General features: G+C 66.6%; 25 protein-coding genes and 1 tRNA gene. 11 read left to right on the top strand and 15 right to left on the bottom strand.

Going from position 1 to position 25,288, the window contains the following annotated elements; genetic code table 11:
* Positions 1-3 precede the first annotated feature (3 nt).
* The 3 genes from ACP5M5_RS11455 to ACP5M5_RS11465 all read right to left on the bottom strand — a co-directional run bounded on the left by ACP5M5_RS11455 (position 4) and on the right by ACP5M5_RS11465 (position 1,226).
* A tRNA-Ser gene (locus tag ACP5M5_RS11455) sits at positions 4-93 on the bottom strand.
* A 215-nt stretch (positions 94-308) separates the two neighbouring features.
* The gene (locus ACP5M5_RS11460) at positions 309-515 is read right to left on the bottom strand and encodes a YgaP family membrane protein (protein ID WP_427937489.1); all 207 of its coding nucleotides are present in this window, start codon (positions 513-515) and stop codon (positions 309-311) included.
* Between the two features lie 81 nt (positions 516-596).
* Complete coding sequence (locus tag ACP5M5_RS11465; protein WP_427937491.1) at positions 597-1,226, bottom strand: SAM-dependent methyltransferase; 630 nt, start codon at positions 1,224-1,226, stop codon at positions 597-599.
* A gap of 164 nt (positions 1,227-1,390) precedes the next feature.
* Between ACP5M5_RS11465 and ACP5M5_RS11470 the strand changes: the two genes are divergently transcribed.
* Positions 1,391-3,016, top strand: a complete 1,626-nt coding sequence (locus tag ACP5M5_RS11470) for an acyl-CoA synthetase (protein ID WP_427937493.1) — start codon at positions 1,391-1,393, stop codon at positions 3,014-3,016.
* Positions 3,013-3,771 (top strand): glucose 1-dehydrogenase, encoded by a 759-nt coding sequence (locus ACP5M5_RS11475; RefSeq protein ID WP_427937496.1) that lies wholly within the window; start codon positions 3,013-3,015, stop codon positions 3,769-3,771. Before ACP5M5_RS11470 ends, ACP5M5_RS11475 begins: the two co-directional genes overlap by 4 nt.
* 27 nt (positions 3,772-3,798) lie before the next feature.
* On the opposite strand, the gene ACP5M5_RS11480 is transcribed toward ACP5M5_RS11475, so the two are convergent.
* On the bottom strand, positions 3,799-3,942 hold the full coding sequence (locus ACP5M5_RS11480; RefSeq protein WP_162800716.1) for a hypothetical protein: 144 nt from the start codon (positions 3,940-3,942) through the stop codon (positions 3,799-3,801).
* Between the two features lie 170 nt (positions 3,943-4,112).
* Between ACP5M5_RS11480 and ACP5M5_RS11485 the strand changes: the two genes are divergently transcribed.
* From ACP5M5_RS11485 to ACP5M5_RS11495, 3 genes are read left to right on the top strand one after another with little or no spacing between them, the layout of a single operon-like run.
* Positions 4,113-4,610 (top strand): MarR family winged helix-turn-helix transcriptional regulator, encoded by a 498-nt coding sequence (locus tag ACP5M5_RS11485; RefSeq protein WP_427937499.1) that lies wholly within the window; start codon positions 4,113-4,115, stop codon positions 4,608-4,610.
* Positions 4,610-5,698, top strand: coding sequence for an HlyD family secretion protein (locus tag ACP5M5_RS11490; protein WP_427937502.1), 1,089 nt, complete (start codon positions 4,610-4,612; stop codon positions 5,696-5,698). The genes ACP5M5_RS11485 and ACP5M5_RS11490 overlap by 1 nt, the downstream gene beginning before the upstream one ends.
* A 3-nt stretch (positions 5,699-5,701) precedes the next feature.
* On the top strand, positions 5,702-7,249 hold the full coding sequence (locus ACP5M5_RS11495; protein WP_427937505.1) for a DHA2 family efflux MFS transporter permease subunit: 1,548 nt from the start codon (positions 5,702-5,704) through the stop codon (positions 7,247-7,249).
* Here ACP5M5_RS11495 and mazG read toward each other — a convergent pair whose 3' ends face one another.
* Positions 7,250-8,044 (bottom strand): nucleoside triphosphate pyrophosphohydrolase, encoded by a 795-nt coding sequence (gene mazG, locus ACP5M5_RS11500; protein ID WP_427937536.1) that lies wholly within the window; start codon positions 8,042-8,044, stop codon positions 7,250-7,252. It abuts the gene before it with no gap.
* Positions 8,045-8,125: 81 nt separating this feature from the next.
* Positions 8,126-9,700, bottom strand: coding sequence for a trypsin-like peptidase domain-containing protein (locus ACP5M5_RS11505; protein ID WP_427937508.1), 1,575 nt, complete (start codon positions 9,698-9,700; stop codon positions 8,126-8,128).
* A gap of 237 nt (positions 9,701-9,937) precedes the next feature.
* On the opposite strand from ACP5M5_RS11505, the gene ACP5M5_RS11510 reads away from it, so the two are divergent.
* Positions 9,938-12,793 (top strand): FAD-binding and (Fe-S)-binding domain-containing protein, encoded by a 2,856-nt coding sequence (locus ACP5M5_RS11510; protein WP_427937511.1) that lies wholly within the window; start codon positions 9,938-9,940, stop codon positions 12,791-12,793.
* A gap of 66 nt (positions 12,794-12,859) precedes the next feature.
* On the opposite strand, the gene ACP5M5_RS11515 is transcribed toward ACP5M5_RS11510, so the two are convergent.
* The 3 genes from ACP5M5_RS11515 to secD all read right to left on the bottom strand — a co-directional run bounded on the left by ACP5M5_RS11515 (position 12,860) and on the right by secD (position 16,475).
* Complete coding sequence (locus ACP5M5_RS11515; protein WP_427937513.1) at positions 12,860-13,843, bottom strand: hypothetical protein; 984 nt, start codon at positions 13,841-13,843, stop codon at positions 12,860-12,862.
* Between the two features lie 72 nt (positions 13,844-13,915).
* The gene (gene secF / locus ACP5M5_RS11520) at positions 13,916-14,887 is read right to left on the bottom strand and encodes a protein translocase subunit SecF (protein ID WP_427937516.1); all 972 of its coding nucleotides are present in this window, start codon (positions 14,885-14,887) and stop codon (positions 13,916-13,918) included.
* Positions 14,888-14,891: 4 nt separating this feature from the next.
* Positions 14,892-16,475, bottom strand: a complete 1,584-nt coding sequence (gene secD / locus ACP5M5_RS11525; RefSeq protein ID WP_427937518.1) for a protein translocase subunit SecD — start codon at positions 16,473-16,475, stop codon at positions 14,892-14,894.
* Between the two features lie 138 nt (positions 16,476-16,613).
* Here secD and ACP5M5_RS11530 point away from each other — a divergent pair, with 138 nt between their 5' ends.
* Positions 16,614-17,624, top strand: coding sequence for a Gfo/Idh/MocA family protein (locus ACP5M5_RS11530; RefSeq protein ID WP_427937520.1), 1,011 nt, complete (start codon positions 16,614-16,616; stop codon positions 17,622-17,624).
* Here the strand turns inward: ACP5M5_RS11530 and lpxB are convergent.
* The 5 genes from lpxB to ACP5M5_RS11555 form a co-directional block, all read right to left on the bottom strand.
* Positions 17,577-18,722, bottom strand: a complete 1,146-nt coding sequence (gene lpxB / locus ACP5M5_RS11535; RefSeq protein ID WP_427937521.1) for a lipid-A-disaccharide synthase — start codon at positions 18,720-18,722, stop codon at positions 17,577-17,579. The genes ACP5M5_RS11530 and lpxB overlap by 48 nt on opposite strands.
* A 15-nt stretch (positions 18,723-18,737) precedes the next feature.
* Entirely contained in the window at positions 18,738-19,622 is an 885-nt protein-coding gene (locus ACP5M5_RS11540) for a carbon-nitrogen hydrolase family protein (RefSeq protein WP_427937523.1), read from the bottom strand.
* Positions 19,619-20,248: a GNAT family N-acetyltransferase gene (locus tag ACP5M5_RS11545; protein ID WP_427937526.1), complete on the bottom strand. Its 630-nt coding sequence runs from the start codon at positions 20,246-20,248 to the stop codon at positions 19,619-19,621. Before ACP5M5_RS11545 ends, ACP5M5_RS11540 begins: the two co-directional genes overlap by 4 nt.
* Positions 20,249-20,431: 183 nt before the next feature.
* The gene (locus ACP5M5_RS11550; RefSeq protein ID WP_427937527.1) at positions 20,432-21,358 is read right to left on the bottom strand and encodes a histone deacetylase family protein; all 927 of its coding nucleotides are present in this window, start codon (positions 21,356-21,358) and stop codon (positions 20,432-20,434) included.
* On the bottom strand, positions 21,355-21,624 hold the full coding sequence (locus tag ACP5M5_RS11555) for a sulfurtransferase TusA family protein (protein ID WP_114913215.1): 270 nt from the start codon (positions 21,622-21,624) through the stop codon (positions 21,355-21,357). The genes ACP5M5_RS11550 and ACP5M5_RS11555 overlap by 4 nt, the downstream gene beginning before the upstream one ends.
* 163 nt (positions 21,625-21,787) lie before the next feature.
* On the opposite strand from ACP5M5_RS11555, the gene ACP5M5_RS11560 reads away from it, so the two are divergent.
* From ACP5M5_RS11560 to paaK, 4 genes are all read left to right on the top strand, one after another.
* Positions 21,788-22,447 carry a hypothetical protein gene (locus ACP5M5_RS11560; RefSeq protein WP_427937528.1) on the top strand — a complete coding sequence of 220 codons (660 nt, stop codon included), beginning with the start codon at positions 21,788-21,790 and terminating at the stop codon, positions 22,445-22,447.
* A gap of 92 nt (positions 22,448-22,539) precedes the next feature.
* Positions 22,540-23,325 (top strand): 2-(1,2-epoxy-1,2-dihydrophenyl)acetyl-CoA isomerase PaaG, encoded by a 786-nt coding sequence (paaG, locus tag ACP5M5_RS11565; protein WP_427937530.1) that lies wholly within the window; start codon positions 22,540-22,542, stop codon positions 23,323-23,325.
* Entirely contained in the window at positions 23,325-23,774 is a 450-nt protein-coding gene (gene paaI, locus ACP5M5_RS11570; protein ID WP_427937531.1) for a hydroxyphenylacetyl-CoA thioesterase PaaI, read from the top strand. The genes paaG and paaI overlap by 1 nt, the downstream gene beginning before the upstream one ends.
* Positions 23,761-25,083, top strand: a complete 1,323-nt coding sequence (gene paaK, locus ACP5M5_RS11575) for a phenylacetate--CoA ligase PaaK (protein WP_427937533.1) — start codon at positions 23,761-23,763, stop codon at positions 25,081-25,083. Before paaI ends, paaK begins: the two co-directional genes overlap by 14 nt.
* 9 nt (positions 25,084-25,092) lie before the next feature.
* Here the strand turns inward: paaK and ACP5M5_RS11580 are convergent.
* Positions 25,093-25,288 (bottom strand): VPLPA-CTERM sorting domain-containing protein (locus ACP5M5_RS11580; protein WP_427937534.1); only part of this gene is annotated, 196 nt, incomplete at its 5' end.

Here is a 25,288-nt window from a genome sequence, read left to right on the forward strand (position 1 = left end):
GCATGGCGGAGAGGGTGGGATTCGAACCCACGGTACGCTTGCACGCACAACGGTTTTCGAGACCGTCACCTTCGACCGCTCGGTCACCTCTCCCTGGTCGCAGCATCGGGCCGGCACTTCATAGAGCAAAGCCGGCGGCGGCGCCAAGGGTGTTATTGATCCGGCAATCGCGTTCTTAAATTGGCCGTGACAGTTCCGCCCCCGTATTCATGGAGCGCCTGGCATCCGATGAAGAAAGCTCGCGAACAATCACCCGCAGCGCTCAAGAAATCGAGGCCGTGTGGGCGGATTCCTGCCCCGCGCCGGGCTTATTTCGCGTCCTTGGTCATCGGACAGGTCCGCATGCCGAGAACGGAGTAAAGCGGGCAAAACCCCATCAACGCGGTCGCGATGGGCACGATACCGATGAGACCGACCCAGCGCCATTCTCCCCGGTCAAAAGCGGCGAAGGCGAGAAGAGCGATGCCGACGACGATGCGGATGACCCGATCGGCGGTCCCGACATTGGCAACCATGGTTTGAACTCCTTATACAAACGGGAGACAATCTCCCCTTATCGTTATACATAGGAAAGAAGTTGCCGCCTAAAACCCCCCTCAGCCCGGCTTTCGTCGCGCGATGAGATCGATCAGGGCGGAGCGGCCGTGATGCCCCTGACCTTCGTGCAGATCGCGATCTTCGCTCTCCAGCAGCAGAATGTCGGCGCCGGCGAAGGCGTCACGCAGCAGCGCCTCGCTGTAGAGATGCGCGATATCCGACGGGCCGCCAGTATTGTAGGCGAGCTGTTCGGTGCGGTAGCCTTCGAGGAATAACAATCCGCCGGGTTTGAGGGCGGCGAGCATGTGGGCGAAGAGGCGGGGGCGAAATTCCGGCGTCGCGAACTGGATGAAAATTGCGACCACCGCGTCGAAAACGGCTTCCGGCCAAGCCCAGTGGCGAAGATCGGCGGTCTCGCAATGAAGCGTAACCCCGCGCGCCCGCGCCAGCCGTTCTGCTTTTGCGCGGGCTTGCGGGGAAAAATCAACCGACAGGACGTCCATCCCCCGTTCGGCGAGAAACACACCATTCCGCCCTTCGCCATCGGCGACCGCAAGCACTTTCGCCCCCGGCGACAGGCGATGGGCCTCGCGGGCGAGAAAATCATTCGGTGCCGTGCCGAAAACATACGCCTCGGCGGCAAAACGGGTTTCCCAGCGCTCGAGGTCAGGCGGTATTGTGTCGCTCATGCGGATCTCGCGCGGTCGTCGGACAAAACAAAGATTCGTTCTTTTTTGAAAAAAAAGAACCAAAAAACTCTCCCCCTGGGGCGGTGCCTGCGGCCCTGCCGCGCCAATCCTTTACCCAAACCGCATAACCGGCTCTAATGGTTAGGGGAGGAACCTGGTTCACCATGGACGATCACGACCTGGCGCGCAACCCGGCCAATTACGTGCCGCTCTCGCCGCTCTCCTTCTTGTTGCGGGCGGCGCGGGTTTGGGGGCGGCGGACCGCGATCATTCATGGCGCGCGGCGCATCACCTATGCCGAGATGCTGACGCGCTGCCGCCGCCTTGCCGCGGCGCTGGCGGATCGCGGTATCGGCGCCGGCGATACCGTCGCCGTCATGGCGCCGAACGTGCCGGCGCTGCTTGAGGCGCATTACGCCGTGCCCGGGCTTCGCGCCGTGCTCTGCCCGATCAACACCCGGCTCGACGCCGCGACCATCACCTTCATCCTACGCCATTCTGAAGCCAAGGCGCTGATCGCTGATCGCGAATTGGCGGCCAGCGTCACCCCGGCGCTGGCCATGCTCGAAGCGCCGCCCACGGTCATCGATATCGCCGATGACCAAGTGCCAGGGGCGCCAGCAATCGGGGCCATCGAATACGAGGATTTCCTCGCCGCCGGCGATCCCGCCTTCACGCTTCAGCTCCCTCTGGATGAATGGGCGGCGATCGGGCTCGGCTATACCTCCGGCACCACCGCCGACCCCAAAGGGGTGGTGACGCATCATCGCGGCGCCTATCTCAACGCCACCGCCATGGCCCTCGAATTCGGCCTGACGCCGGAGAGCGTCTATCTCTGGACGCTGCCGATGTTCCACTGCAATGGCTGGACCTTCACCTGGAGCGTGACACTGGCCGGCGGCACGCATGTCTGTCTCCGCCGCGTCGATCCGGCGCTGATTTTCCCCGCCATCGCCGAACACGGCGTCACCCATCTCTGTGGCGCGCCAGTGGTGCTCAACATGCTGATCCACGCGCCGGAGACGGTGCGCCGCCGCGTCGCCCGCCCGGTCCACATTATGACCGGCGGTGCCGCGCCGCCCTCGATCGTCATCGAACGCATGGAGGCGCTCGGCTTTGAGGTCCACCACCTCTATGGCCTCACCGAAACCTACGGCCCGGCGACGGTGAATGCCTGGCAGCCCGAGCGCGACACGCTGCCGCTGGCGGAAAAGGCGCTGTTCATGGCGCGCCAGGGGGTACCGCATCCGCTGCTTGCGGACATGGCGGTGCTCGATCCGGCGACGATGGCAAGCGTCCCTGCCGACGGCCGGACGATCGGCGAGCTGATGCTGCGCAGCAATACGGTGATGAAGGGCTATCTCAAAAACCCGGCGGCGACCGCGTCCGCCTTCGCCGGGGGTTGGTTTCATACCGGCGATCTCGCCGTTCTGCACCCGGACGGCTATGCCGAGATCAAGGACCGCGCCAAAGACATCATCATCTCTGGCGGCGAGAATATCAGCTCGCTGGAAGTGGAGGAGGCGCTGTTTCGCCACCCTGCGGTGCTCGAAGCCGCCGTGGTCGCGCATCCGGATGCGAAATGGGGCGAGGTGCCGCACGCTTTCGTCACCCTGCGCGAGGGCGCCGGCGCGGTCTCCGAGGCCGACATCATCGCCTTCTGCCGCGCCCATCTCGCCCATTTCAAATGCCCGAAGCATGTCACCTTCGGCCCGCTACCCAAGACATCGACCGGCAAAATTCAGAAATTCACCCTCCGCGCGCACGCCGAGAAAGGAACGCCCGCATGAAAACCTTCGATCTTACCGGAAAAGCGGCGGTGATCACCGGCGGCAATGGCGGCATCGGGCTCGGCATCGCACGCGGCCTCAGTGCCGCCGGCGCGCAGATTTTGCTGGTGGGCCGCAATCAGGAAAAGGGCGCGGCGGCGGCAGCCGGGTTCGGCCCGGGGCGGGCTGCTTTCCACGCCGCTGACGTCACCCGCAAAAGCGAGTGCGAAGCCCTGGTCGCGGCGGCGGTGGCGCACTTCGGTCGGCTCGACATCCTGGTCAATAATGCCGGCGTCTCGGTCCGCAAGGCACCGGAGAGCTACACCGAGGATGAATGGCGCACCATTCTCGAGACCAACCTCTCTAGCGTGTTTTTCGCCTCGCAAGCGGCGCACCCGGTGATGAAGCGGGGCGGCGGTGGTAAAATCATCAATATCGGCTCGGTGATGTCGGTGCTCGCCGCGCCCTATAGCGCCCCCTATGCCGCGAGCAAGGGCGGCGTTCTGCAATTGACGAAAGCGCTGGCGACGGCGTGGGCGGCAGACAATATCCAGGTCAACGCCATCCTGCCGGGTTGGATCGATACCGACATGACGAAGACGGCGCGCCAAGTGGTCACCGGGCTGCACGAGCATGTGCTCGCCCGCACCCCGGCGGCGCGCTGGGGCGAGCCGGGCGATCTCGCCGGCGCCGCGGTGTTTCTTGCGAGTTCCGCGTCCGATTTCGTCACCGGCGCCGGCCTGCCCGTCGATGGCGGCTACATGATCAAGGCGTGAGCGATCGGCAGCGGCGCGAATAACGGATCAGTAATAATACCACCCGTAATGATAATAGGGTTGCGGCGCTGGCGGCGGCGGTGACGCGCAGGCCGCGAGCGTCAACGCAAGGCCGCCGATAACGGCAAGAAACCGGAGATAGGGTGTGTTGGCGTGGCGAAAGCGGGTCATGGCCTCTCCTGGGCTGGCTGGAGGATGGCCTAAGAGTGCGCGCAAATTCCTGCCAATTGGTTTGCGCGGCCCGGCTTCGAAAAAATTTCAAATCAGCTTTGCGTATATTGCATAGCCTTCTGCTTTGTGGTAACCATAATCTTGCTTATAATAACCGGAGGAGAAATCCCATGCCCCGTTCGCAACCTGATTTCATGTTCTATCTCCACGATGTCGCGCATCTGTTGCGCATCATGGTCGATAAACGCGCCCGGATGCATGACATGACCCGCGCGCAATGGCTGATCCTACTGCGTCTGCACCGTCAGCCCGGCATGTCGCAGAAGGAACTCGCCGAATTGCTCGAGGTCGAGCCGATCACCGTCGCCCGGCTGGTCGATCGTCTCGAGCAGCGGCAGATGGTCGAGCGGCGCGCCGATCCCCATGACCGGCGGATCTGGCGGCTGCATCTTCTGCCCGACGCGGTGCCATTGATCGGCGAAATCGAAGCCGAGCGGGATGAAATTGCCCGCTTCGTCCGTCAGGGGATCGAGCCGGAAACCATGGCCGTGGTGCTCGACGCCTTGAAGAAAATGAAGGCGACGCTGTGCGGCGAGTTGCGTTGTCAACGCCGTCCCGAACAGATGCGGTTGCTCGCCGAGGAAGACACTACCGAGGAGGCTGCCTGATGTCGCAAGCCAGCGCCACCCTATCGGCGCGTGATGTCGAGGTCGCGGCGCGACCGCGGCGCAAAACCCGCGTTCTGCGCACTGTGCTGATGGTCGGCGGTATCGCCGTCGTCGCCGCGGGGTCGCTCGCTGCGTGGCTGATGGGCGGGCGCTATGCCTATACCGATGATGCCTATGTCGAGGCCGCGCTGCTGCCTGTCGCAACCGACGTCTCTGGTCTTGTCGGCGAGGTCGCGGTGCATGAGGGCGAGCATGTCACGAAGGGGCAGGTGCTGTTTCGCCTCGACCCGAGCCAATTCGCCATCGCCCTCGATGGCGCCCGCGCCAATCTTGCCGAAACCGCCCTCACCATGGAGGCGATGAAGCGCGACTATCGCCGCATGCTCCACGACATTGACGCCAAGGCAGCCCAGGTCGCCGATGACCAGGCCAATCTCGGCCGCTTTGCCAATCTCGTGAAAGCCGGCGGCGTTACCCGCGCGGAATATGACGACGCCCGCTTCAAGCTCACCGCCGATCAGCAAGCGCTCGAAAGCCTGCGCGCCCAGGCCGAGGCGCAGCTTGCGCGGCTTTCCGGCAACCCCGCGATCGACGTGACCCAAACGCCGCAATATCGCGAAGCCGCGGCGCGGGTCGCGGAAGCGCAGCGCGAACTCGATCATTCGGTGGTGCGCGCGCCGTTCTCGGGCGTGGTGACGCAAGTCGATCACCTCCAGCCCGGCCAGTATCTCGCGGCCTCGACCGGCGCCTTCGGCCTGGTCTCTGACGAGCATGTCTGGGTCGAGGCGCAACCCAAGGAGACCGAGCTGACCTGGGTCAAGCCCGGCAATCCCGTCGATGTCACGGTCGATACCTATCCCGGCCGCGTCTGGCATGGCGTCGTCGAAAGCATCGCGCCCAGCGCCGATTCACAATTTTCCTTGCTGCCGGCGCAAAATTCCTCCGGCAACTGGGTCAAGGTGGTGCAGCGCATCCGGGTGCGTGTGCGCATCGATCGCGCGCCCGGCGATCCCCCGCTCAGGACCGGCATGAGCGTTGAAACCGAGATTGACACCGGCCATCATCGCTCGCTCAAGGATCTGTTCTGACCCGTGAGCGCGCGCGCCGAGGCCGGCTTGGTTCCCCATCGCGGCATCATCACTGTCTGCGCGATGGTGGCGACGCTCATGCAGGCGCTGGATGCGACCATCGCCAATGTCGCCCTCCCTTACATGCAAGGCAGTCTTTCCGCGACCTCGGATGAGATCACCTGGGTTCTGACCAGCTATATTACCGCCGCGGCCATCATGACGGCGCCGGTCGGCTGGCTCGCGGCACGCTTTGGGCGGAAAAATCTTTTCATTCTCTGCCTCGCCGGCTTCACCACCGCCTCGATGCTCTGCGGCATCGCCCAGACCCTGCCGCAGATGGTCGGATTCCGTTTGCTTCAGGGCATGTTCGGCGCCGCCCTGGTGCCGCTCTCGCAAGCCACGATGCTGGATATTTATCCCGTCGAGCGGCGCGGCTCGGCGATGGCGATCTGGGGGATCGGCGTCATGATCGGCCCCATTCTGGGCCCGACGCTCGGCGGCTATTTGACCGAACTCTATAACTGGCGTTGGGTTTTCTACGTCAATCTGCCCTTTGGTCTTCTCGCCATTCTCGGCATGATCATCTTCATGCCGCGCGCGCCGACGCAAGAGGGCCTGCGGTTTGACTGGACCGGCTTTTGCGTGCTCGCGCTCGGTCTCGGCTCGCTGCAGATGATGCTCGATCGCGGCCAGGACCAGGACTGGTTTTCTTCCCGCGAGATCATCACTGAGGCCGTGCTGGCGGGATTGGGGATCTATCTTTTTCTTGCCCATCTCCTCACGGCCGAGCGGCCCTTCATTCGCCCGGTGATTTTCCGCGACCGTAATCTTTCAGCCTCCCTCCTGATGATGTTCGCGATCGGACAGATCCTGGTTGCGAGTTCGGCGCTGATGGCGCCCTATCTGCAAAGCCTCGGCAATTATCCGGTGGCGACGGCGGGCCTCGTCATGGCGCCGCGCGGCATCGGCACCATGCTCGCGATGATGATTTCCGGTCGGCTCGCAAGCCGCATCGATCCGCGCAAGCTGATGTTCGTCGGTGTCATCCTGCTGATCGGATCGAGCTACAGCATGACCGGCTGGACCCCTGATGTCGCGGTGCCTGTTCAGGTCACGACCATCGTCGTCCAAGGCATGGGGCTTGGTTTCGTCTTCACGCCGCTGCAGGTCATTGCCTTTGCGACCCTGCCGATGGCGATGCGCACCGATGCCGCCGCCATGCTCAGCCTGTTCCGCAATGTCGGCAGCGCGATCGGCGTCTCGCTCACCTCGGCGCTGCTGGCGCGCAACATTCAGGTCGTGCATGCTGGCTTGGCGGCGCGGATCACCCCCTTCAACCGCGCGCTGCAATCCAACCCGACGATTTTTCATCGTCTCGACCCGCTGACGCGCCATGGCGCCGTGCTGCTCGACCAGATGATCAACCAGCAGGCCGAGATCATCGCCTATATCGACGATTTCCTGTTCATGACCCTGACCACCCTGCCGGCGCTGCTGCTGCTTTTTGTCATGCGGCGTCCGATCCATATGACAGCCCCCGCCGAGGATCATCCGGCGGTGCTGGATTGATCAGCGGCCGCTCTCGCCGCCGTCCCGCTCCGCTGCCTTCGCCGCCGCCCAGGCAGCCTCCATCGCCGCGAGCCCCGCTTCCTTTGGCGTGGCACCAGCGGCGGCTAGAGTAGTCTCCACAGCCGCGAAGCGGCGGGTGAATTTACGGTTCGCGCGGCGCAGCGCCGTCTCGGGATCGAGCCCGAGCTTGCGTGCAAGATTGGCGAGCACGAACAGCATGTCGCCGACCTCGTCTTCGAGCCGCGCCGGGTCGGCGTTGGCGAGTTCAGCGCGCAGTTCGGCGGTTTCCTCATCGAGTTTGGCGAGCACCGCCTCGGCATCCGGCCAATCGAACCCGACGCGGGCGGCGCGCGCGCTGAGCTTATGGGCGCGCGCAAGGGCGGGGAGCGCCTCGGGCACCGAGGCGAGCGTTCCCTCCGCGCCGCGGGCCGCGCGCTCGGCTTCCTTGCCGCGTTCCCATAGGCCGGCCTCCGCCGGCGCGTTCGCGAATACATGCGGATGGCGGCGGATCATCTTGTCGCTGATCGTGCGCGCGACATCGGCAAAGGCGAAATGGCCGGCCTCCTCGGCAAGGCGCGCGTGATAGACCACCTGAAACAAAAGATCGCCCAATTCATCGGCGAGGCCGGGCATATCCTCCCGCGCGATGGCGTCGGCGACCTCGTAGGCCTCTTCGATGGTGTAGGGCGCGATGGTCGCGAAATCCTGTGTGCGGTCCCAGGGACAGCCGGTCTCTGGGTCGCGCAGCGCCGCCATGATCGTAAGCAGGCGGCGGAGTTCGGTCTCGGCGTGCATGCGCCGATCATAGAGACCCGCCCGGAGTGCTGCCAAGGGCTGCCCTCCGGGCGGTGTTATCACCGCGATGATGAGATCGCGTTAGCCGGTATGGGTCTTGTCGAGATCGATCGCAACGAAGGCGGCGTTGCCGTGGCGCAGGATGCGCAGCGCCACCGCATGATGCTCATGTGCCGCGGTGCGGATCGCAGCGACCGCCGCCGCCGGACCATCGACCGCAGCGGTGCCGACCCCGACGACGACGTCACCCGCCTCGATCCCGGCTGCCTCCGCCGGCGAGCCGGGCTCGACCGCCGCGACCACCGCGCCTTTGCTTTCCGCCGGCAGGCCGAGTTGGTCGCTGAGTTCAGGCGACAGCGGTTGCAAGGCGAGGCCGACGCGCGGCGTCTCGGCGCCGGGGGTGCTGGCGCGATCGGCGGTTTCGCTGTCGGGTTGGGCGGCGATCGTCACCGTCTCGGCGGCGGGCGCGCCGTTTCTGATCAGGGTGATCTTGGCGTTCGCGCCCGGCTTCAAGGCGGCGATCTCGCGCGCCAGATCGCGCGGGTCGGCGACGGTCTCGCCATCGACGGCGGTGATCACGTCGCCGGGCTTGAGGCCGGCCTTGGCGGCTGGCGAGCGCGGCTCGACACTGGCGATGAGCGCGCCTTTGTCGCCGCCCTGGTCGGCGGGAAGCGCTAGCGCCGCCCGCAGCGCTGGCGCCACCGGCTGGGCGGCGACGCCGAGATAGCCGCGCGTCACATGCCCCGTGGTCTCGATATCGGCGACCACCGTCTTGACCAGATTGGCCGGGATCGCGAAGCCGATGCCGATCGAGCCGCCACTCGGCGAGAGGATCGCGGTGTTGACGCCGACCACGGTGCCGTCCTGGGTAAACAACGGACCGCCGGAATTGCCCTGATTGATCGGCGCATCGACCTGGATGAAATTGTCATAGGGGCCGGCGCCGATATCGCGCCCCTTGGCCGAGACGATGCCGGCGGTGACGCTGCCGCCGAGGCCGAACGGGTTGCCCATCGCGATCACCCATTGGCCGGGCTTGACCGCGCTCGAGTCACCGAGCGTGACATAAGGCAGAGGATGTTCGGCTTTGACGCGCAGCACGGCGAGATCGGTGCGCGCATCACGGCCGACGACCTCGGCCGGCAATTCGCTGCCGTCGCTCAGCGTCACCGTCACCGATTTCGCCTCGTGCACGACATGGTTATTGGTGACGATGATGCCGTCGGGGCTGACGATGAAGCCCGAGCCGCGCGCCTCGATCATGTGCTTATGGGCGGGCATGCCGTCCGGGGTCATCCCGTTTGGCGCCATCGGGAAGGGCGAAGGCATCGGCCCCTCATCATCGGCCGCACTCGCTTGCAAGCGGGTGGTGATGGAGACCACCGCCGGTTTGACCCGGCTTACGAGATCGGAGAAATCGGGCAGGGCTGCCGGGTTCGCATGCGCCGGCGCCGCTGGTAGCGGCCCGGTTTGGGCCGGGGCGGTTTCGCCGGCCTGTGCCGGGCTGCGCTCGGCCATCGCATAGCCGCCGAGCGCGGTGCCGGCGAGCAGGACGGCGGCGAGGAGGCTGCTAAGGCGCGGTTGACGGCGGCGCATCAGTCCCTTCGCGGCCGGGGTGGCGCCTGCGGTCTGGTGGATGTGGTCTTGCATTGACATCGCGTGTTCCTCAAACAAAAACGTGGCCGTGCCACGACGAAGGCCATGGTGGCGGAGGCGGGTGATCCTTGCGGTGACGAGGCGGTGAAAACCGCGCAATGACGTTCCTGTCATGCGGCGGTAAAGGGGCCAGGGGCCGCGCCGAGACCGTGGCGAACCCTCCCGCTGGTTATTTTTCTTGGAAAAAGAACAACTTTTCTCTCTTGCTGCGGCCCGACGAGCGCTTAGGATCGGCGCATGAACGCGCCGCTTTTGCCCGAGAGCCGTTGGGAGAAATCTCCTCTTGCCGCAAGGCTGCGCGCCGAGGTCGCGGGCGAGGTATTGTTCGATGCCGCAAGCCGCGGCCGCTACGCCACCGACGCCTCGATCTATCAGGTCATGCCGGTCGGCGTCGTCGTGCCCAAAACCCTGGCCGATGTCGAGGCGGCGATGGCGATCGCGCGCGAGGCGGGGGTGCCGCTGCTCGCGCGCGGCGGCGGCACCAGCCAGTGCGGGCAGACGGTGAACCGGGCGCTGGTGCTCGATAGCAGCAAATATCTCCGCCGCATCCTTGCGATCGACCCCGAAGCGGGGACGGCGGTGGTCGAGCCCGGGTTGGTCTTGAGCCATCTCAACGCAGCGTTGCGCGAACACGGCCTGTTTTTCCCGGTCGATCCCTCAACGCACACCCGCGCCACCATCGGCGGCATGGCGGGAAATAATTCCTGCGGCGCCAAATCGATCCGCTATGGGCTGATGGCGGACAACGTGCTCGCGATCGAGGCCATTCTCGCCGATGGCACGCGCGCCCGCTTCGCCGAGGACAGCGCCGAGCCGGCGGCGCTGATCGCGCGCTTGCGGGCGCTTGGGGCCGCTGAGGCAAGCGAGATCGCCTCCCGTTTTCCGCGCCAGCTCCGCCGCGTCGGCGGCTATAACATCGATGCGCTGACGCCGGCGGCGCGCGCGGCAGGCCGCGGCAATCTCGCTCGCCTCCTGGTCGGTTCGGAGGGGACGCTCGCATTTTCGGCGACGCTGACGCTCAAACTCGCGCCGATCAAGCCGCGCAAGGTGCTGGGTCTTTGCCAGTTTCCCAATTTCCGCGCGGCGATGGCGGCAACATCCCATCTCGTGACGCTAGATCCGGAGGCGGTGGAACTCGTCGATCGCACGATGATCGATCTCGGCCGCTCGATCGCGATCTTTCGCCCGACCATCGAGCGGATGGTGCAGCCGGGGACGGATTGCCTGCTCATCGTCGAATTCCACGGCCATGAAGATGCGCCGCTTCTCGCCAAACTCGCGGATCTCGAGACGATGATGGCCGATCTCGGCCATCCCGGCGCGGTGGTTGCGGCAACCAAGCCGGCCTTCCAGGTGGCGATCGCCGAAGTGCGCGAAGCCGGGCTCAACATCATGATGTCGATGAAGGGAGACAGGAAGCCGGTTTCGGTGATCGAGGATACCGCCGTCGATCTCGCCGATCTCCCCGATTACACCGAGCGGCTGAACGAAATCCTCGAGCGCCATGGCACGCGCGGCACCTGGTATGCGCATGCCTCGGTCGGGTGTCTGCATGTTCGCCCGGTTCTCAGCATGAAGGATGTGGGCGATGTCCGGCGGTTTCGCGCCATCGCCGAGGAATGTTTCGCCCTGGTGCGCGCCTATCGCGGCTCGCATAGCGGCGAGCATGGCGATGGCATCGTCCGCTCCGAATTTCATGAAGCGATGTTCGGGCCGCGCATCGTTCGCGCCTTCGAGGCCGTGAAGGACGCTTTCGACCCCGCGGGTTTCTTCAATCCGGGCCGCATCGTTCGCGCCCCGCGGATGGATGATCGCAGCTTATTCCGCACGCCGCCCGGGTATGGCCCGGATCCCGCTTTCACCGCCAAGCTCGACTGGTCGGAGCATCCCGGTGGTCTCCTGGGGGCTACCGAGATGTGCAACAATAATGGCACCTGCCGGGGGTTTGAGGCCGGCGCGATGTGCCCGAGCTATCGCGTGACCCGCGATGAGCAGCATCTGACGCGCGGGCGCGCCAATACGCTCCGCCTCGCCCTCTCCGGCCAGCTCGGTGCCGATGCCATGGCGTCGGACGCGCTTGCCGAAGCGATGGCGCTTTGTGTTTCGTGCAAGGCCTGCCGGCGGGAATGCCCGACCGGGGTTGATATGGCGCGGATGAAGCTCGAAGTGCTCGCCGCGCGCGCCGAGCGGCAGGGGATTCCGCTTCGTGCCCGGCTGCTCGCGGCGCTGCCGCGTCTGGCCCCGCTCGCGGCGAAGGTGGCGCCGGTCGCGAACGCTCTGGCCGGACTTTCCCTCACCCGGCGGCGGCTCGGCTTCGCGCCTGATCGCCGGCTTCCCGCCTTCCGCCGCGATGCGTTTCGCGACCACGAGGCGCCGGCGGGGGATGGGCCGAAGGTCTGGCTGCTCGCCGATACGTTCAACCGCTATTTCGAGCCGGAAAATCTGCGCGCCGCTGTGCGTGTTCTGCGGGCTGCCGGGTTTCGCCCGGTGGTTGCGCGGGCACCGGGCGGCCCGCTTTGCTGTGGGCGGACGGAACTCGCCGCCGGCCGGCTCGCAGCAGCGCGGCGGGCGGCGTCGCGGGTGATCGCGGCTTGCGCCGGCGACGAGCCGGTGGTTGGCCTCGAACCCTCCTGCTTGCTCACGCTCCGCGACGAGTATTCGGCCCTGCTCCCGGGAGATGCGGCGCGCGATCTTGCCGCCCGGGCGCGGCTCTTGCCGGAGTTCCTCGAAGAGAGATGCCCCTCGCTTCCCTTCTCGGCGATGGCGACGACGGCGCATGTCCATGGCCATTGCCATCAGAAAGCGCATGGCGCCTGGCCGGCGACTTTGGCGATGCTGGGGCGCATCCCTGGGCTCACCGTCGCGCCGATTACTTCGTCCTGTTGTGGCATGGCCGGGAGTTTCGGCTACCAGACCGAAACCGCCGCAATCTCGCGGGCGATGGCGGAGGCGGCGCTATTGCCGGCGGTGCGCAAGGCGGCGGAGGAGGATGTTATCGTCGCCGATGGCACGTCTTGCCGCCATCAGATCGCCGATCTCGCGGGGCGCCGGGCGGTGCACTCGGTGCAGATTTTGGCAGAGGCGCTTAAATGAGAAAAGCTACGGTAGGAACGTTTTTGGTTCTTTTTTCAAAAAAGAACAATTCTTTCCCTGATATCGTTACCACACCATTTGCGCGCGGGCTTTTTTCCGCGATGTGGCTTGGCTTTCCGAGGTCCATTCCTTGACCGTCATGTAACGGGGGGCGAGGAAGCGGTAGGTGCGTTCGATCAGTCCCCATTGGTCGCGGTCGGTGATCTCATTGGTGTCGGCCCAGGCGTCGAGGATCGGCTCCCAGCCGCGAAAGCATTGGTAGAGCCAGTCACGGTTGGCGCGGATGAAGCTCCTCTGGTTCTCATCGTTGCGAAGGGCTGCGATGACTTCGCCGGTTTGGGCATCGAGTTCCTCGAAGCGGGTGGTGAATTGGCGCACCGCGCGGAGGAGCAGGCGCTGCACCTGGGAAATGGTTTCGCCGTGTGAGGTATCACCGCGCCAATGAGACTGGATTTCGCTGACCTTGCGCAGGACGTCTTGGCTGCGCACCAGCAAGCGGGCGCGCAATGCCTCGACATAGGCGAGTTCCTGGGCGAGCGTCTCGATCGCCTCGACCACCGCGTCGGGGCCGGCGAGGCCGAGCGCCGCTGCCGCGCGTTCGAAGGCTTCCTGGATGCGCGGGCGGAAGGCGGGATCCTCGACCATCGCCAGAAGAGCGGCGGGATCGGTGGATTTGCCGGTTTCCGCGCCATCGGTGATCCAGGCGACGAGGGCGAGGCGGAGCCGGGCGAGAGCGATCTGGAAATGCACCGGGGCGGGCTCCCAACTCGCTTCCCCGGTCAGGATCTCGGCGGGAAAGGGATCGCCGAGCCGGATCTGGGTGACGAAATCGAGGGCCGCGACGATCAGGTCGAGCACGCGGCCATCCGGGGTATTGGCGGCGATGGAAAATTCCCGCCGCAGGGCGCGGAGCGGCAGCGAGACGTTCTTTTCGCCGAGCGGCACCGTCATCACCGCTTCGCCATCGGTTTCGGCGCGCTGGAACACCGGGAGGCCGAAGCGTTTGAAGACCGGATGGCTGAGCGTGCAGATCTCGGGCGAGTTCTCCATGCCGCGATGATCGGCACATGAGATGAAAAATAAACTAACGCCGAGGGGCGCCGCCGCTCGGCAGGCCCTCCCTCAGGTGCCCCCCTTGAGGCGAGCGGCGGTGGGTTTGGCCGGGCGCGGGGCGTGGGCATCTTTGCGCAGCCGGTGTTCGCCGAGGAAGAGCAGGATGGGGGCGGCGATGAAGATCGAGGACGAGGTGCCGACGATGATGCCAAACAGCATCGTCCAGGCAAACGCCGAAAGCGTGCTGCCGCCAAAGAGCGCGAGCGGCAGGCTCGCGAGGAACACCGTCATCGAGGTGCCGAGGGTGCGGTTCAGGGTTTCGTTGATCGAGAGATCGATCAGCGCGCGGAGCGGCATGGTCTTGTATTTACGTAGGTTTTCGCGCACCCGGTCATAGACCACGACCTTGTCGTTGGTGGAATAGCCGAGAATGGTGAGGATCGCCGCGACCATCACGAGATCGAAGGGAAGGCGGGTGATGGCGAGGAAGCCGATGGTTTTGGTGATGTCGAGCAGCAGCGTCACCACCGCGCCGACCGCGAACTCCCACTCGAAGCGGAACCAGATATAGGCGAGGATCATGACCAGGCTGATGGCCAGCGCCAGCATGCCGTTCCTGAAAAGTTCCGCCGAAACGCTCGAGCCCACGGCATCGACGCGCATCACCTTGGTGCCGGGAAAAGCCTGGGCGAGGGCGGCGCGGACGCGATCGGCGCTGGCCTGGGTCGCGGTTTCGCTTTTCGGGTTTTCGAGCCGGATCAGGATGTCGTCCGGCCCGCCGAAGCGCTGCACGCCAGCGCCGGTGATGCGCTGGCCGGCGAGGGCGGTGCGGATTTTGGCGAAATCCGCCGGCCCCGGCGTCTTCGCCTCGATCACGATGCCGCCCCGGAAATCGATCCCGAGATTGAGCCCGGGATAGAAAAACAGCACGACGGAGAGGCTGGAGAGCAGGGCCGAGACTAATAGGCCGAGAAACCGCCCGCGCATGAAGGCGATCTTGGTGCCATCGGGGACGATACGAAACAGCGGGCGCAAAAACATGGGATTATACCGGCAGAAGGGCGGGGCGCGTCGCGGCATACCAGCGCACCATGATCAGGCGGGCGAGCAATGTCGCGGTGAATAATGTCGTCACGATGCCGACGGTGATGGTGACGGCGAAGCCGCGCACCGGGCCGGTGCCGAAGACGAACAGCATGACATGGGCGAGCAGTGCCGTCACGTTGCTGTCGAGAATGGTGCTGTAGGCGCGGGAAAATCCGGCCTCCAAGGCGCCAAGCGGCGTCCGGCCATTCTTCACCTCCTCGCGGATGCGCTCGTTGATCAGAATGTTGGCATCGACCGCCATCCCGAGTGTGAGCAGGATGCCGGCCATGCCGGGGAGCGTCAGCGTTGCCTGCAGAAGTGAGAGGACAGCGAGCATCAGGATCAGATTGGCGACCAGCGCGAGATTGGCGATCCAGCCGAACAGCCCATAAAACACCGCCATGAAGGCGATGACGAGGACGAAGCCGACGGCGAGCGCGATCGCCCCGGCGCGGATCGAATCGGCGCCGAGTTCCGGCCCGACACTCCGCTCCTCGACGACGGTGAGCGGCGCGGGGAGTGCCCCGGCGCGAAGCAGAAGCGCGAGATCGGTCGCGGTCTTGGCATCGAACCGGCCCGAAATCTGGCCGCGCCCGCCGGTGATCGGCTCGCGGATGACGGGGGCGCTGATCACCTTGTTGTCGAGGACGATGGCGAAGGGTTTGCCGACATTGGCGCGGGTGGTGTCGGCGAAACGCCGGGCGCCGATGCTGTCGAAGGTGAAATTCACCACCCAGTCCCCGGTCTGCGGGTTCTGGCCGGCGCGGGCGTCGGTGAGATTGGCGCCATCGACCTCGACATGCTTCCTGACCGGGAGTTTCGCCCCCGGCTGGTCGGCGAGCGGCAGGAACTCGACCCCCGGCGGCGCCGGGCCGGCGGCGGGATTGGCCTCGGCATCGAGCAGATGGAAAGTCATTTTCGCGGTCTGGCCGAGCAACGCTTTGATCCGCTCGGGGTCCGAGATGCCGGGGAGCTGGACGATGATGCGGTCGTCGCCCTGGCGGGCGATTTCGGGGTCGATCACGCCGGTTTCATCGATGCGCCGGCGGACGATCTCGATCGATTGCGTGATCGCGGCGTTGGCCCGCTCGGTGATCGCGACCGGCGAGAGCGTAAGCGCGATCGCGTCAGTCGCGAAGGGCGCGACGCTCACCTCCTCCTGCCCCGGCGCCGTGTTCGCCTGGCCGAGGCCAAGCGCCGTGCGCAACGCGGCGAGCGCTTGCGCCTGCTGCGCCGGGTCACGAAGATGGAAGACGACGCGGTTCTGGTCGGGCTCGGCGCCGAGGCGGAGATAGCCGATATTGGCGGCAAGCAGTGTGCGCCGCGTGGTATCGACGAGCCCTTCGAGCCGCTCGCGCAGCACCGCCTTGGTATCGACTTCCAAAAGCAGATAGCTGCCCCCTTGTAGGTCGAGTCCGAGATGGACCTGCCGCCAGGGGAGCCAAGGGGCGGGCGCGCGGATGACATTGGGCAAGCAGAACAGCGCGCCAAGGACGCAGATTCCAAGGATCAGCGTGATTTTGAGGCGGCTGAAGCTGAGCATGGCGGATGGCGGACTCCCCTCGCGAATGGCGGCGGAGAATGACGAGCCGCAAGGAGGATTGCAACCCGGCGCGTAACCGCCGCGATGCGAGGCATCTCTGGCCCCTATTCGCCAAGACTGCTACCGATGATCCACGCAATGGCGGAGGGCAGCGGCGTGGTAAGGGTCGGGGTGATCGGGGCCGGGCATTTCGGGCGGTTTCACGCCCTCAAACTCGCTGCCGCCAAGCGCTCCGTGCTCGCCGGCGTCACCGATACCGATCCGGCGCGGGCGCAAGCGCTGGCGCGCGAGACGCGCGCGCCGGCGCTCGCGCTCAAAGATCTCCTCGCTGCCTCCGATGCCGTCGTCATCGCAGCGCCAGCAGAGGCGCATTTCGCGCTTGCCGCGGAAGCGCTTGCGGCGGGCAAGCACGTGCTGGTGGAAAAGCCGATCGCCGCCAGCCTCGACCAGGCGGACGAACTCGCCGCCCGCGCCAAAGCCGGCGGGCGCGTGCTCCAGGTCGGGCATCTGGTGCGCTATAGCGCCGAATACGCGGCGGTCGCGGTACGGATGCAAAACCCGCTTTATATCGAGGCGACCCGCATCGCGCCCTTCAAGCCGCGCGGCACCGATGTCTCGGTCATCCTCGACCTCATGATCCACGATCTCGATCTCGTGCTCGCCCTGGTGCAAAGCGAGATCGCCAGCATCGATGCGGTCGGCGCGCCGATCGCGAGCGCCCACGAGGACATCGCCAATGCCCGCGTGCGGTTCGAAAACGGCGCTGTCGCGACCATCACGGCGAGCCGGATTTCGCTCAAAACCGAGCGCAAGATGCGGCTGTTCGCGCAAAAGGGCTATATGTCGATCAATTTCGTCGACCGCAAATTGATGCTGATCGGGCGCGAGCGGGGTCTCCCGATCCCCGGCGGGCAGGGCTATCGCATCGAGGAGACGAGCTGGCGTGAGCATGACGCGCTCGAAGCCGAACACGCCGCCTTTATCGCCGCGATCCTCGATGGCGCGCCGGTCGTCGTCGATGCCGCCGCCGGGCGGCGGGCGCTGGCCGCAGCCCTTGCGGTCGCCGAAAGCATGGCGGCCTCGCGCGCCGTCGCCCTCGCCTCAGGCTTGCTCCAGACTCTCGAGGACGGCAGCGGCGGCGGCTTCTGAGGGCAGGCCGGCAGGCGGGCGCAGGGTTGCGAGCACGGCGCGAAACGCCTCACGCTGCGCCGCCGCCAGCGCCGGCGTGGTGATCAGGCCTGCAACCGTCGCGGCCAGGCGTTCAGGCGAACAATTCTCCTGCAGCAATTCCGGCACCACCTCGCGCCCGGCGAGCAGATTGACCATCGCGACGTGTGGGACGCGGATCAGCCGCCGCGCGATCATCGCGGTGAGCGCATTGACGCGGTAGGTCACCGCCATCGGCACGGCGGCGAGTGCCAATTCCAGGGTCGAGGTACCGGATTTGGTCAGCGCCGCGCTGGCCGCGGCGAAGGCATCATGCTTGCCGGCGATCTCGCTCACCACGAGCGGCTGGCGCGGCCAGTTGGCGGCCGCCCGCGCGACCGCTTGCGCAACCGCGCCCGCCGCCGGCACGACCGGGACGAGGTCCGGAAACCGCGCGGCGAGCCGTGCGACCGTTTGGCCGTAGACCGGCAGGAGCCGCCCGGCCTCGCTCGGCCGGCTGCCGGGCATCAGGATCACCAAAGGTGCGTCGGCGGCGATGCCGTGGGCGGCGCGAAACCGCGCACCATTGCCCTGATCGGCGCCCGATTCCAAAACCGGGTGGCCGACGAAACGGGCATCGAGGCCAAAGCGCGCGAAATAGTCGGGCTCGAACGGCAAGAGGCAGAGGAGGCGGTCCCAAAGCCCGGGAAAGTGCCGCACCCGGCTCTCGCGCCAGGCCCAGACTTGGGGTGCGACGTAATGGACGCGCTTGACGCCAAGCGGCGCGATCCGGCGCAGCAGACGAAGGGCGAAACCGGGGCTGTCGATCGTCACCACGATCGCGGGGCGGCGGGCCGCGATATCGGCCACCGTCTCGGCCATCCGCCGGCGCAGTCGCCAAAGCCGCGGCACGATTTCGACCAGCCCCATGACCGCGAGTTCGTGCATCGGAAACAGGCTGGAAAATCCAAGCGCCGCCATGCGCGGCCCGCCGATGCCGGCGAAATCGAGATCCGGCCGCGCTGCGCGCAGCGCCGCCATCAGCCGCGCCCCGAGCACGTCGCCGCTATGCTCGCCGGCGAGAAGATAGATCAGCGGCATCGCGCAGCGCCGCGCTCAGCGTGGGCAAAGGCGCGCGGGGGCGGGCACCGGCGCCGGCCAATCGGCGTGGTTGCGCACCCCGCCGTCGGCTCGCACCCGCGCAAGCCGTGCCGGATCGAGGTGGATGATGACCATGTCCGGGGCATCGAGCGCGCCACGGGCGAGAACGCCATCCTCGGGAAAGCCGCGATCGACCGGCCCGAAGGCGCCGGCATAGCCGCGATTGACATCGAGGGTCGCCGACCAGGGCGCAAGCCCGACAGTCGGCGCGATCGCGACGTAGCATTGGTTTTCCAGGGCACGGGCGCGCGCCGCGAGCCGCACGCGGTTGAAGCCGGCGATCGTATCGGTGCAGCTCGGGCAGAGAATGAGCCACGCCCCCGCCTCGACCTGGGCGCGCACCAGGGGCGGGAATTCGACATCATAGCAGATCGCAATGCCAAGCAGACCCCAGCGGGTTTCAAAGACCGCCGGCGGTGCCCCCGGCGAAACCCGCCATTCTTCGGCCTCGAACCGGGTCATCACCCGTTTTTCCTGGAACGCGATCCCACCCCGCTCGTCGATCAGCGGCGCGCGGTTCAGAATGATGCCGGCCTCCGCCATCGGCAGAGTGCCGGGCAGCAACCACAGGCGATGACTGCGGGCGCACTCGCGCATCGCGGCGATCAATGCCTCGGCGGCGGCGGTGACGAGCGCGAGTTCGGCGGCGACATCGGGAGCGCGGGCCGCAGTACCGGCGATCTCGACCGCGGCATATTCGCCGAGCATCAGAAGATCGGCGCCGCGTGCCTTGGCCTCGCCGGCGAGACGGTCGAGCTTTGCCGCGAACCCGGCAACGCCGGCGACACGCTCGATCGGATACTGTGCCAGCGCGAGGGTGAGCGGGGCCGGCGCGCTCACGGCAGGGCCGCGCCGGTGAGAGATTTGACCCAGAAGCCGAGACGATGCTCGCTTTCCTCCGTGGCACCCACTTCCCGCCAGCGCATCACGCAGGAGAGATCGGGGCGCGGGGTGAAACCGCGTTTGCGCCAGAAGGAATCGAGCGGGACATAGTCCCGCGGCCGCGCTGGATGGTCGGGCGGGCGCTGGACGGCGCAGAACGTCGCGAAATCGGCGTTCGAGACCGCGCGGGCATGGGCCTCGCGGGCGGTGAAAAACGCAACGCCGATGCCCTGGCCGCGATAGTCTGCCAAAAGCACCGACTCGCCGAAATAGAAAAACCGCTCGGGCGCAAGGCCGCGGGCGCGAAACGGCGCTTGCACGTTCGCGCTCTCGGCGGCAAGCGGAAGGCAGGTCGCAGCCCCGATGACGCGCCCGCCCGCGCGCGCCAGAATGACCGCCGCGTGCGGTGTTTTGACATAGGTTTCGAGATAGCCGCGCTCATACGCCTCATCGCCCTCATAAAGATAAGGAAAGGCGCGAAAGACCGTGATGCGAAGGCGCGCGAGATCGCCGAGAAACGGCGCGAGCGCCGCCCCGGTGTAGGTTTCGATGGTGATCGGAGATGGGGAAACGCGATCGGACATGACCCGCCCTCTTTAAGGGGTGTTGGGGCTTAGGGCAAAGAGAAGGAAATAAACAAAAATCTTCTTTTGACTTCCGAAAAAGAAGCAAAAAGATCTCTTCCCGTTTTCTCGGAGCGGGCAGTGCTGCAAGCACTGCCCAACAGATATAAGTTTTTTGGTTCTTTTTTTCAAAAAAGAACCGCTTTAGATCCCCATCAACGCCCTGATATGGACGGCCGCCGAGGCGGCAAGGGCTTCGAGATTGTAGCCGCCTTCGAGCACCGAGACGATGCGCCCGCGGGCGTGGGTTTTGGCGCAGGCGACAAGTTTTTCGCTAACCCAGGCGAAATCGCGCTCAGTCAGGCGCAATTCGGCGAGCGGGTCGGCGTGATGGGCGTCGAACCCGGCTGAGATGATGAGTAATTCGGGGGCGAAGGCATCGAGCGCGGGCAGAATGACCCCCTCCCACGCGGTGCGGAAATTGCCGCCGTCGCTCCCCGGCGCAAGCGGCACATTGACGATGTGATCGGCGATGCCGCGCGCCGCACCCGTGCCGGGATAGCAGGGATATTGGTGGCTCGAGGCATAAAACAGATCGGGATCGGCGGCGAAGGCGGCTTCGGTGCCGTTGCCGTGATGGACGTCGAAATCGACTACCGCGACCCGCCGCAGGCCCCAGCGCGCGCGCGCTTGCTGCGCGGCGATGGCGGCGTTGTTGAAGAAGCAGAAGCCCATCGCGCGGCCGGGCTCGGCGTGATGCCCGGGCGGGCGGACGGCGACGAAGGCGGCGCGTGCCCAGCCCTCCATCACCGCATCCACCGCCGCCGCCGCGCCGCCGGCGGCGCGCAACGCGGCTTCGGCACTGCCGCGGCTCATCACCGTGTCGGCATCGAACGGCACGATCTCACCCGCCGCCGGGCGGGTTGCGAGAATGGCGGCGACGTAGTCGGCGCCGTGGACGCGGGTGAGCTGCTCATGGCGCGCCGGCGGCGCCTCCTCGCGCAGCAAGGAGGCGAATTCCGGCGCCTCCAAGGCGCGGAGCACGGCGCGCAGGCGATCGGGGCATTCCGGGTGCCAGCCGCCGGGGTCGTGGTCGAGGCAGGCGAGATGGGTGAACAGGGCGACGCTCATGGCCGTGCCTCCGGGTTTTCTTGGCTTTTTGCAGGCTCGTCGGCGCGGCGGCGGATGAGGAAGCGGAACACCCCGGCCTCCTCGCTGAAGGCGACCAAAGCATGGCCGGTTTCGCGGCAAAATGCCTGAAAATCGGCGACCGAGGCGCGATCGGTCGCGAGCACGCGCAGCTGGGCGCCGGGCGCGAGCCCGCGCAGCACCCGATTGGCCCGCAACACCGGCAGCGGGCAGCGTAATCCCTTGACGTCGAGAACCGTGTCGCTCATTGCGTTTCTCCCGGTGGCGAGTCTGCGGCCAAATGTGGGCGCCGGCAAGTCAGCCGCGCAATTCCGGCATGCGTCGGATGACGCCGTCCGATGCGCCTGGCGGAGATGACATCGGCAGACGAAAATCCTATTTACCGGCGGCACCGGATCCGAGGGACGATCGATGATGGCACGTTTTGCCGCCCGTATTCCGGCGGCGCTTTTATTGGCGGCGCTCGCCGGCTGCGGCGGCTCATATTCACCCAACACCTATGCGACGACCGCCGTGCAGCAGGCCAATAAGGTCGCGCAGGGCGTCGTCGTTGGGGTGCGTGAAATCAAGATCAGCTCGTCCGAAACCGTCGGCGCGGTGACCGGCGGCGCGATGGGCGCCATCGTCGGCAGCCAGGTGCCGGGCAGTTCGCTCGGCCAGGCTTTCGGCACCGTCGGCGGCACCATGCTCGGCGGGCTGGTCGGGGCCGGCGCAGAGCATACGGTGACTGATACCAAGGCGTTCGAATATATCGTCCGCAAGACCACTGGCGAGCTGGTTTCGGTGACGCAGAAGGACGAGGTGCCGCTCGCCATCGGCCAGCACGTCCTCGTCATCGCCGGCAATCAGGCGCGGATCGTGCCGGATTATATCGTGCCGGTCGATCCCGCGACCGAGGTCGCCAAGGCGAAGGAGCCGGTCAAGCCGGTGCCGGCGGCGGCCCCGGTCGCCGCCGCAGCAACGTCAGAGGGGGTGACCGCGGCGCAGGACGCGGCGGCGGTGCCGGCAACCCCCCCGCCGCCAGCGCCCCTTGCCCCCGCCGCTCCTCCCAGCATCACTCCCGCGCAGTAGCCGCTGCGGCCGGGCGGCGTCGCCCATGCCGGCCTTCGCGTCGCGGTCGGATTCTGATACCCTCATCCGTCAAAGGAAAAGAGGGAACGGGGATGACGGACATCAGCGTCGCCGAACGCACCGGCTATCGTGTCATTACGCTCAACCGGCCGGACAAACTCAATGCCACCACCGCCCCGATGCTGCGCGCGCTGCGTGCCGCGTTCGAGAACGCGGCCGATGACCGCGCTTGCCGGGCGGTGCTGCTCACCGGCGCCGGGCGCGGGTTTTGCGCCGGGCAGGATCTCGCGGCGGTCAATACCCTCGATACCGCGACCGCCGACCTCGGCGCCTTGGTGGAAGAGCTTTACAACCCGCTGATTCTGCTCATCCGCCGCCATCCACTGCCGGTGGTGTGCGCGGTCAACGGCATCGCCGCCGGCGCCGGCGCCAATCTCGCGCTCGCCTGCGATATCGTGCTCGCCGCGCGCTCGGCCTCCTTCGTGCAGGCGTTCGCGCGTATCGGCCTCATTCCCGATGCCGGCGGCACCTGGGCGTTGCCGCGTCTGGTGGGCGACGCACGGGCGCGGGCGCTGGCGTTGCTCGCCGAGAAGATCAGCGCCGAGCAGGCCGCCGCCTGGGGGTTGATCTGGCGGATGGTCGAAGACGCGGCGCTGATGGCCGAAGCCGAGGCGATCACAGCCCACCTCGCCGCGCAGCCGACCGCGACGCTCGGCCTCATCAAGCGGGCGCTGCTGGCATCGGCGGAGAATGATCTCGAGACCCAGCTCGCCTTGGAGCGCGATCTTCAGCGCGAGGCCGGGCGCAGTGGCGATTATGCCGAGGGGGCGCGCGCGTTCCTCGAGAAGCGGCCGCCGCGCTTTACGGGCCGGGCGTGATGACGCGGGCGGATGCGCTCGCGCGCGCCTGCGCCGAGGCGATGTGGCGGGACGACCAAGCGAGTCGCGCGCTCGGCATGGAGATCCTGGCCGTCGCCCCCGGAGAGGCGCGCCTTGCCATGACGATCCGTGCCGAGATGGTGAACGGGCATGGCACCTGCCATGGCGGGTTCATCTTCCTCCTCGCCGATTCCGCCTTCGCCTTCGCCTGCAACAGCGAAAACGAAAAGGCGCTCGCCCAGCACTGCGCGATCACCTTCCTCCGCCCGGCGCGGCGCGGCGAGCGCCTGGAGGCGGAGGCGGTGAAACGGAGTGACGCCGGGCGCAGCGGCATTTACGACGTCACCGTCCGCACGTCCGACGGCACCGTTATTGCCGAGTTTCGCGGCCAGTCGCGGCGCATCGGCGAGCGGTTTTTTCCCGAGGAGGCCACCGATGCCACGCCCTGATCTCGGCCCCAACCGCGCCGATCTGGCGCCGATCGAGATCGCCTCGCGCGATGAAATCGCAGCACTCCAGCTCGCGCGCCTCAAAAAGACGCTCGCCGAGGCCTACGCGAACGTGCCGCATTACCGCGCCGCGTTCGAGGCCGCCGGTGTTCATCCCGAGGATTGCCGGACGCTGGAGGATCTCGCGCACTTCCCGATGACGACCAAGGCCGATCTTCGCGCAACCTATCCGTTCGGCCTGTTCGCGGTGCCGCGCGCGGCCCTGGCGCGTATCCATGCCTCCTCCGGCACCACCGGCAAGCCGACCGTGGTCGGCTATACCCGGGGCGATCTCGATATCTGGGCGGCGCTGGTCGCCCGCTCGATCGTTGCTGCCGGCGGGCGGGCGGGGATGATGCTGCACAACGCCTATGGCTATGGTCTTTTTACCGGCGGGCTCGGCCTTCATGCCGGGGCCGAGCATCTCGGCTGCGTCGTGGTGCCGGTCTCGGGCGGGATGACCGAGCGGCAGGTGCAGCTCATCGCCGATTTCGCCCCTGACATCATCACCGTGACACCGAGCTATCTGCTCGCGATCCTCGATGAATTCCGCCGCCAAGGGCGGGATCCACGCGCGACCTCGCTCAAGGTCGCGATCCTCGGCGCCGAGCCCTGGTCGGAGGCGATGCGCGCCGAGATCGAGGCGGCGTTCGACATTCATGCCGTCGATATTTACGGGCTGTCCGAGGTGATGGGGCCGGGGGTGGCGTCCGAATGCGTTGAAACCAAGGACGGGCTTCATCTCTGGGAAGACCATTTCTATCCCGAGATCATCGATCCCGAGAGCGGCGCGGTCCTTCCCGATGGCGAACGCGGCGAACTCGTTCTCACCTCCCTCACCAAGGAAGCGATGCCGGTGATCCGCTACCGGACGCGCGATTTGACCCGGCTTCTCCCCGGCACGGCGCGGAGTTTTCGGCGAATGGAACGCATCCAAGGCCGCTCGGATGACATGATCATCCTTCGCGGCGTCAATGTCTTTCCGAGCCAGATCGAGGAAATCCTGCTGCGCTCGGCCTTTCTCACCGGGCATTATCAGATCGAGTTGACCCGGGAGGGAAGAATGGACGCGATGGCGGTGCGGATCGAGGCGGAGCCCGATGCCTGGGGCACGCCGGCGCTCGCCGGCGAGGACGTGAACCTCGCCCACCACATCAAGGACACCATCGGCGTCACCGCGAGCGTCGCTATCGTCGCCCCGGGCAGTATCGAGCGCTCGCTCGGCAAGGCGCGCCGCGTCATCGACCGGCGCGGGCAGCAAACGGGCTGAACCCTCGTCTTACACGGCCTTGCGGCGGCGGAGCAGCGCCAGACCCGCGAGGCCGGCGCCGAGCAGGCTCGCGGAGGCCGGCTCCGGCACCGTCGGCTGGCCGGCATAGATCGCGAGGTTGGAGATGGTGCCGTCGAAATACTCGCTATAAGGGGAGAATTGATTGCCGACCCGCGTCTCGGTGCCGGTCTGCGGGGCGGTCACC

The sequence above is a fragment of the Acidibrevibacterium sp. genome, from assembly GCF_049965395.1.
GTDB classification, from domain to species: Bacteria; Pseudomonadota; Alphaproteobacteria; order Acetobacterales; family Acetobacteraceae; genus Acidibrevibacterium; species Acidibrevibacterium fodinaquatile.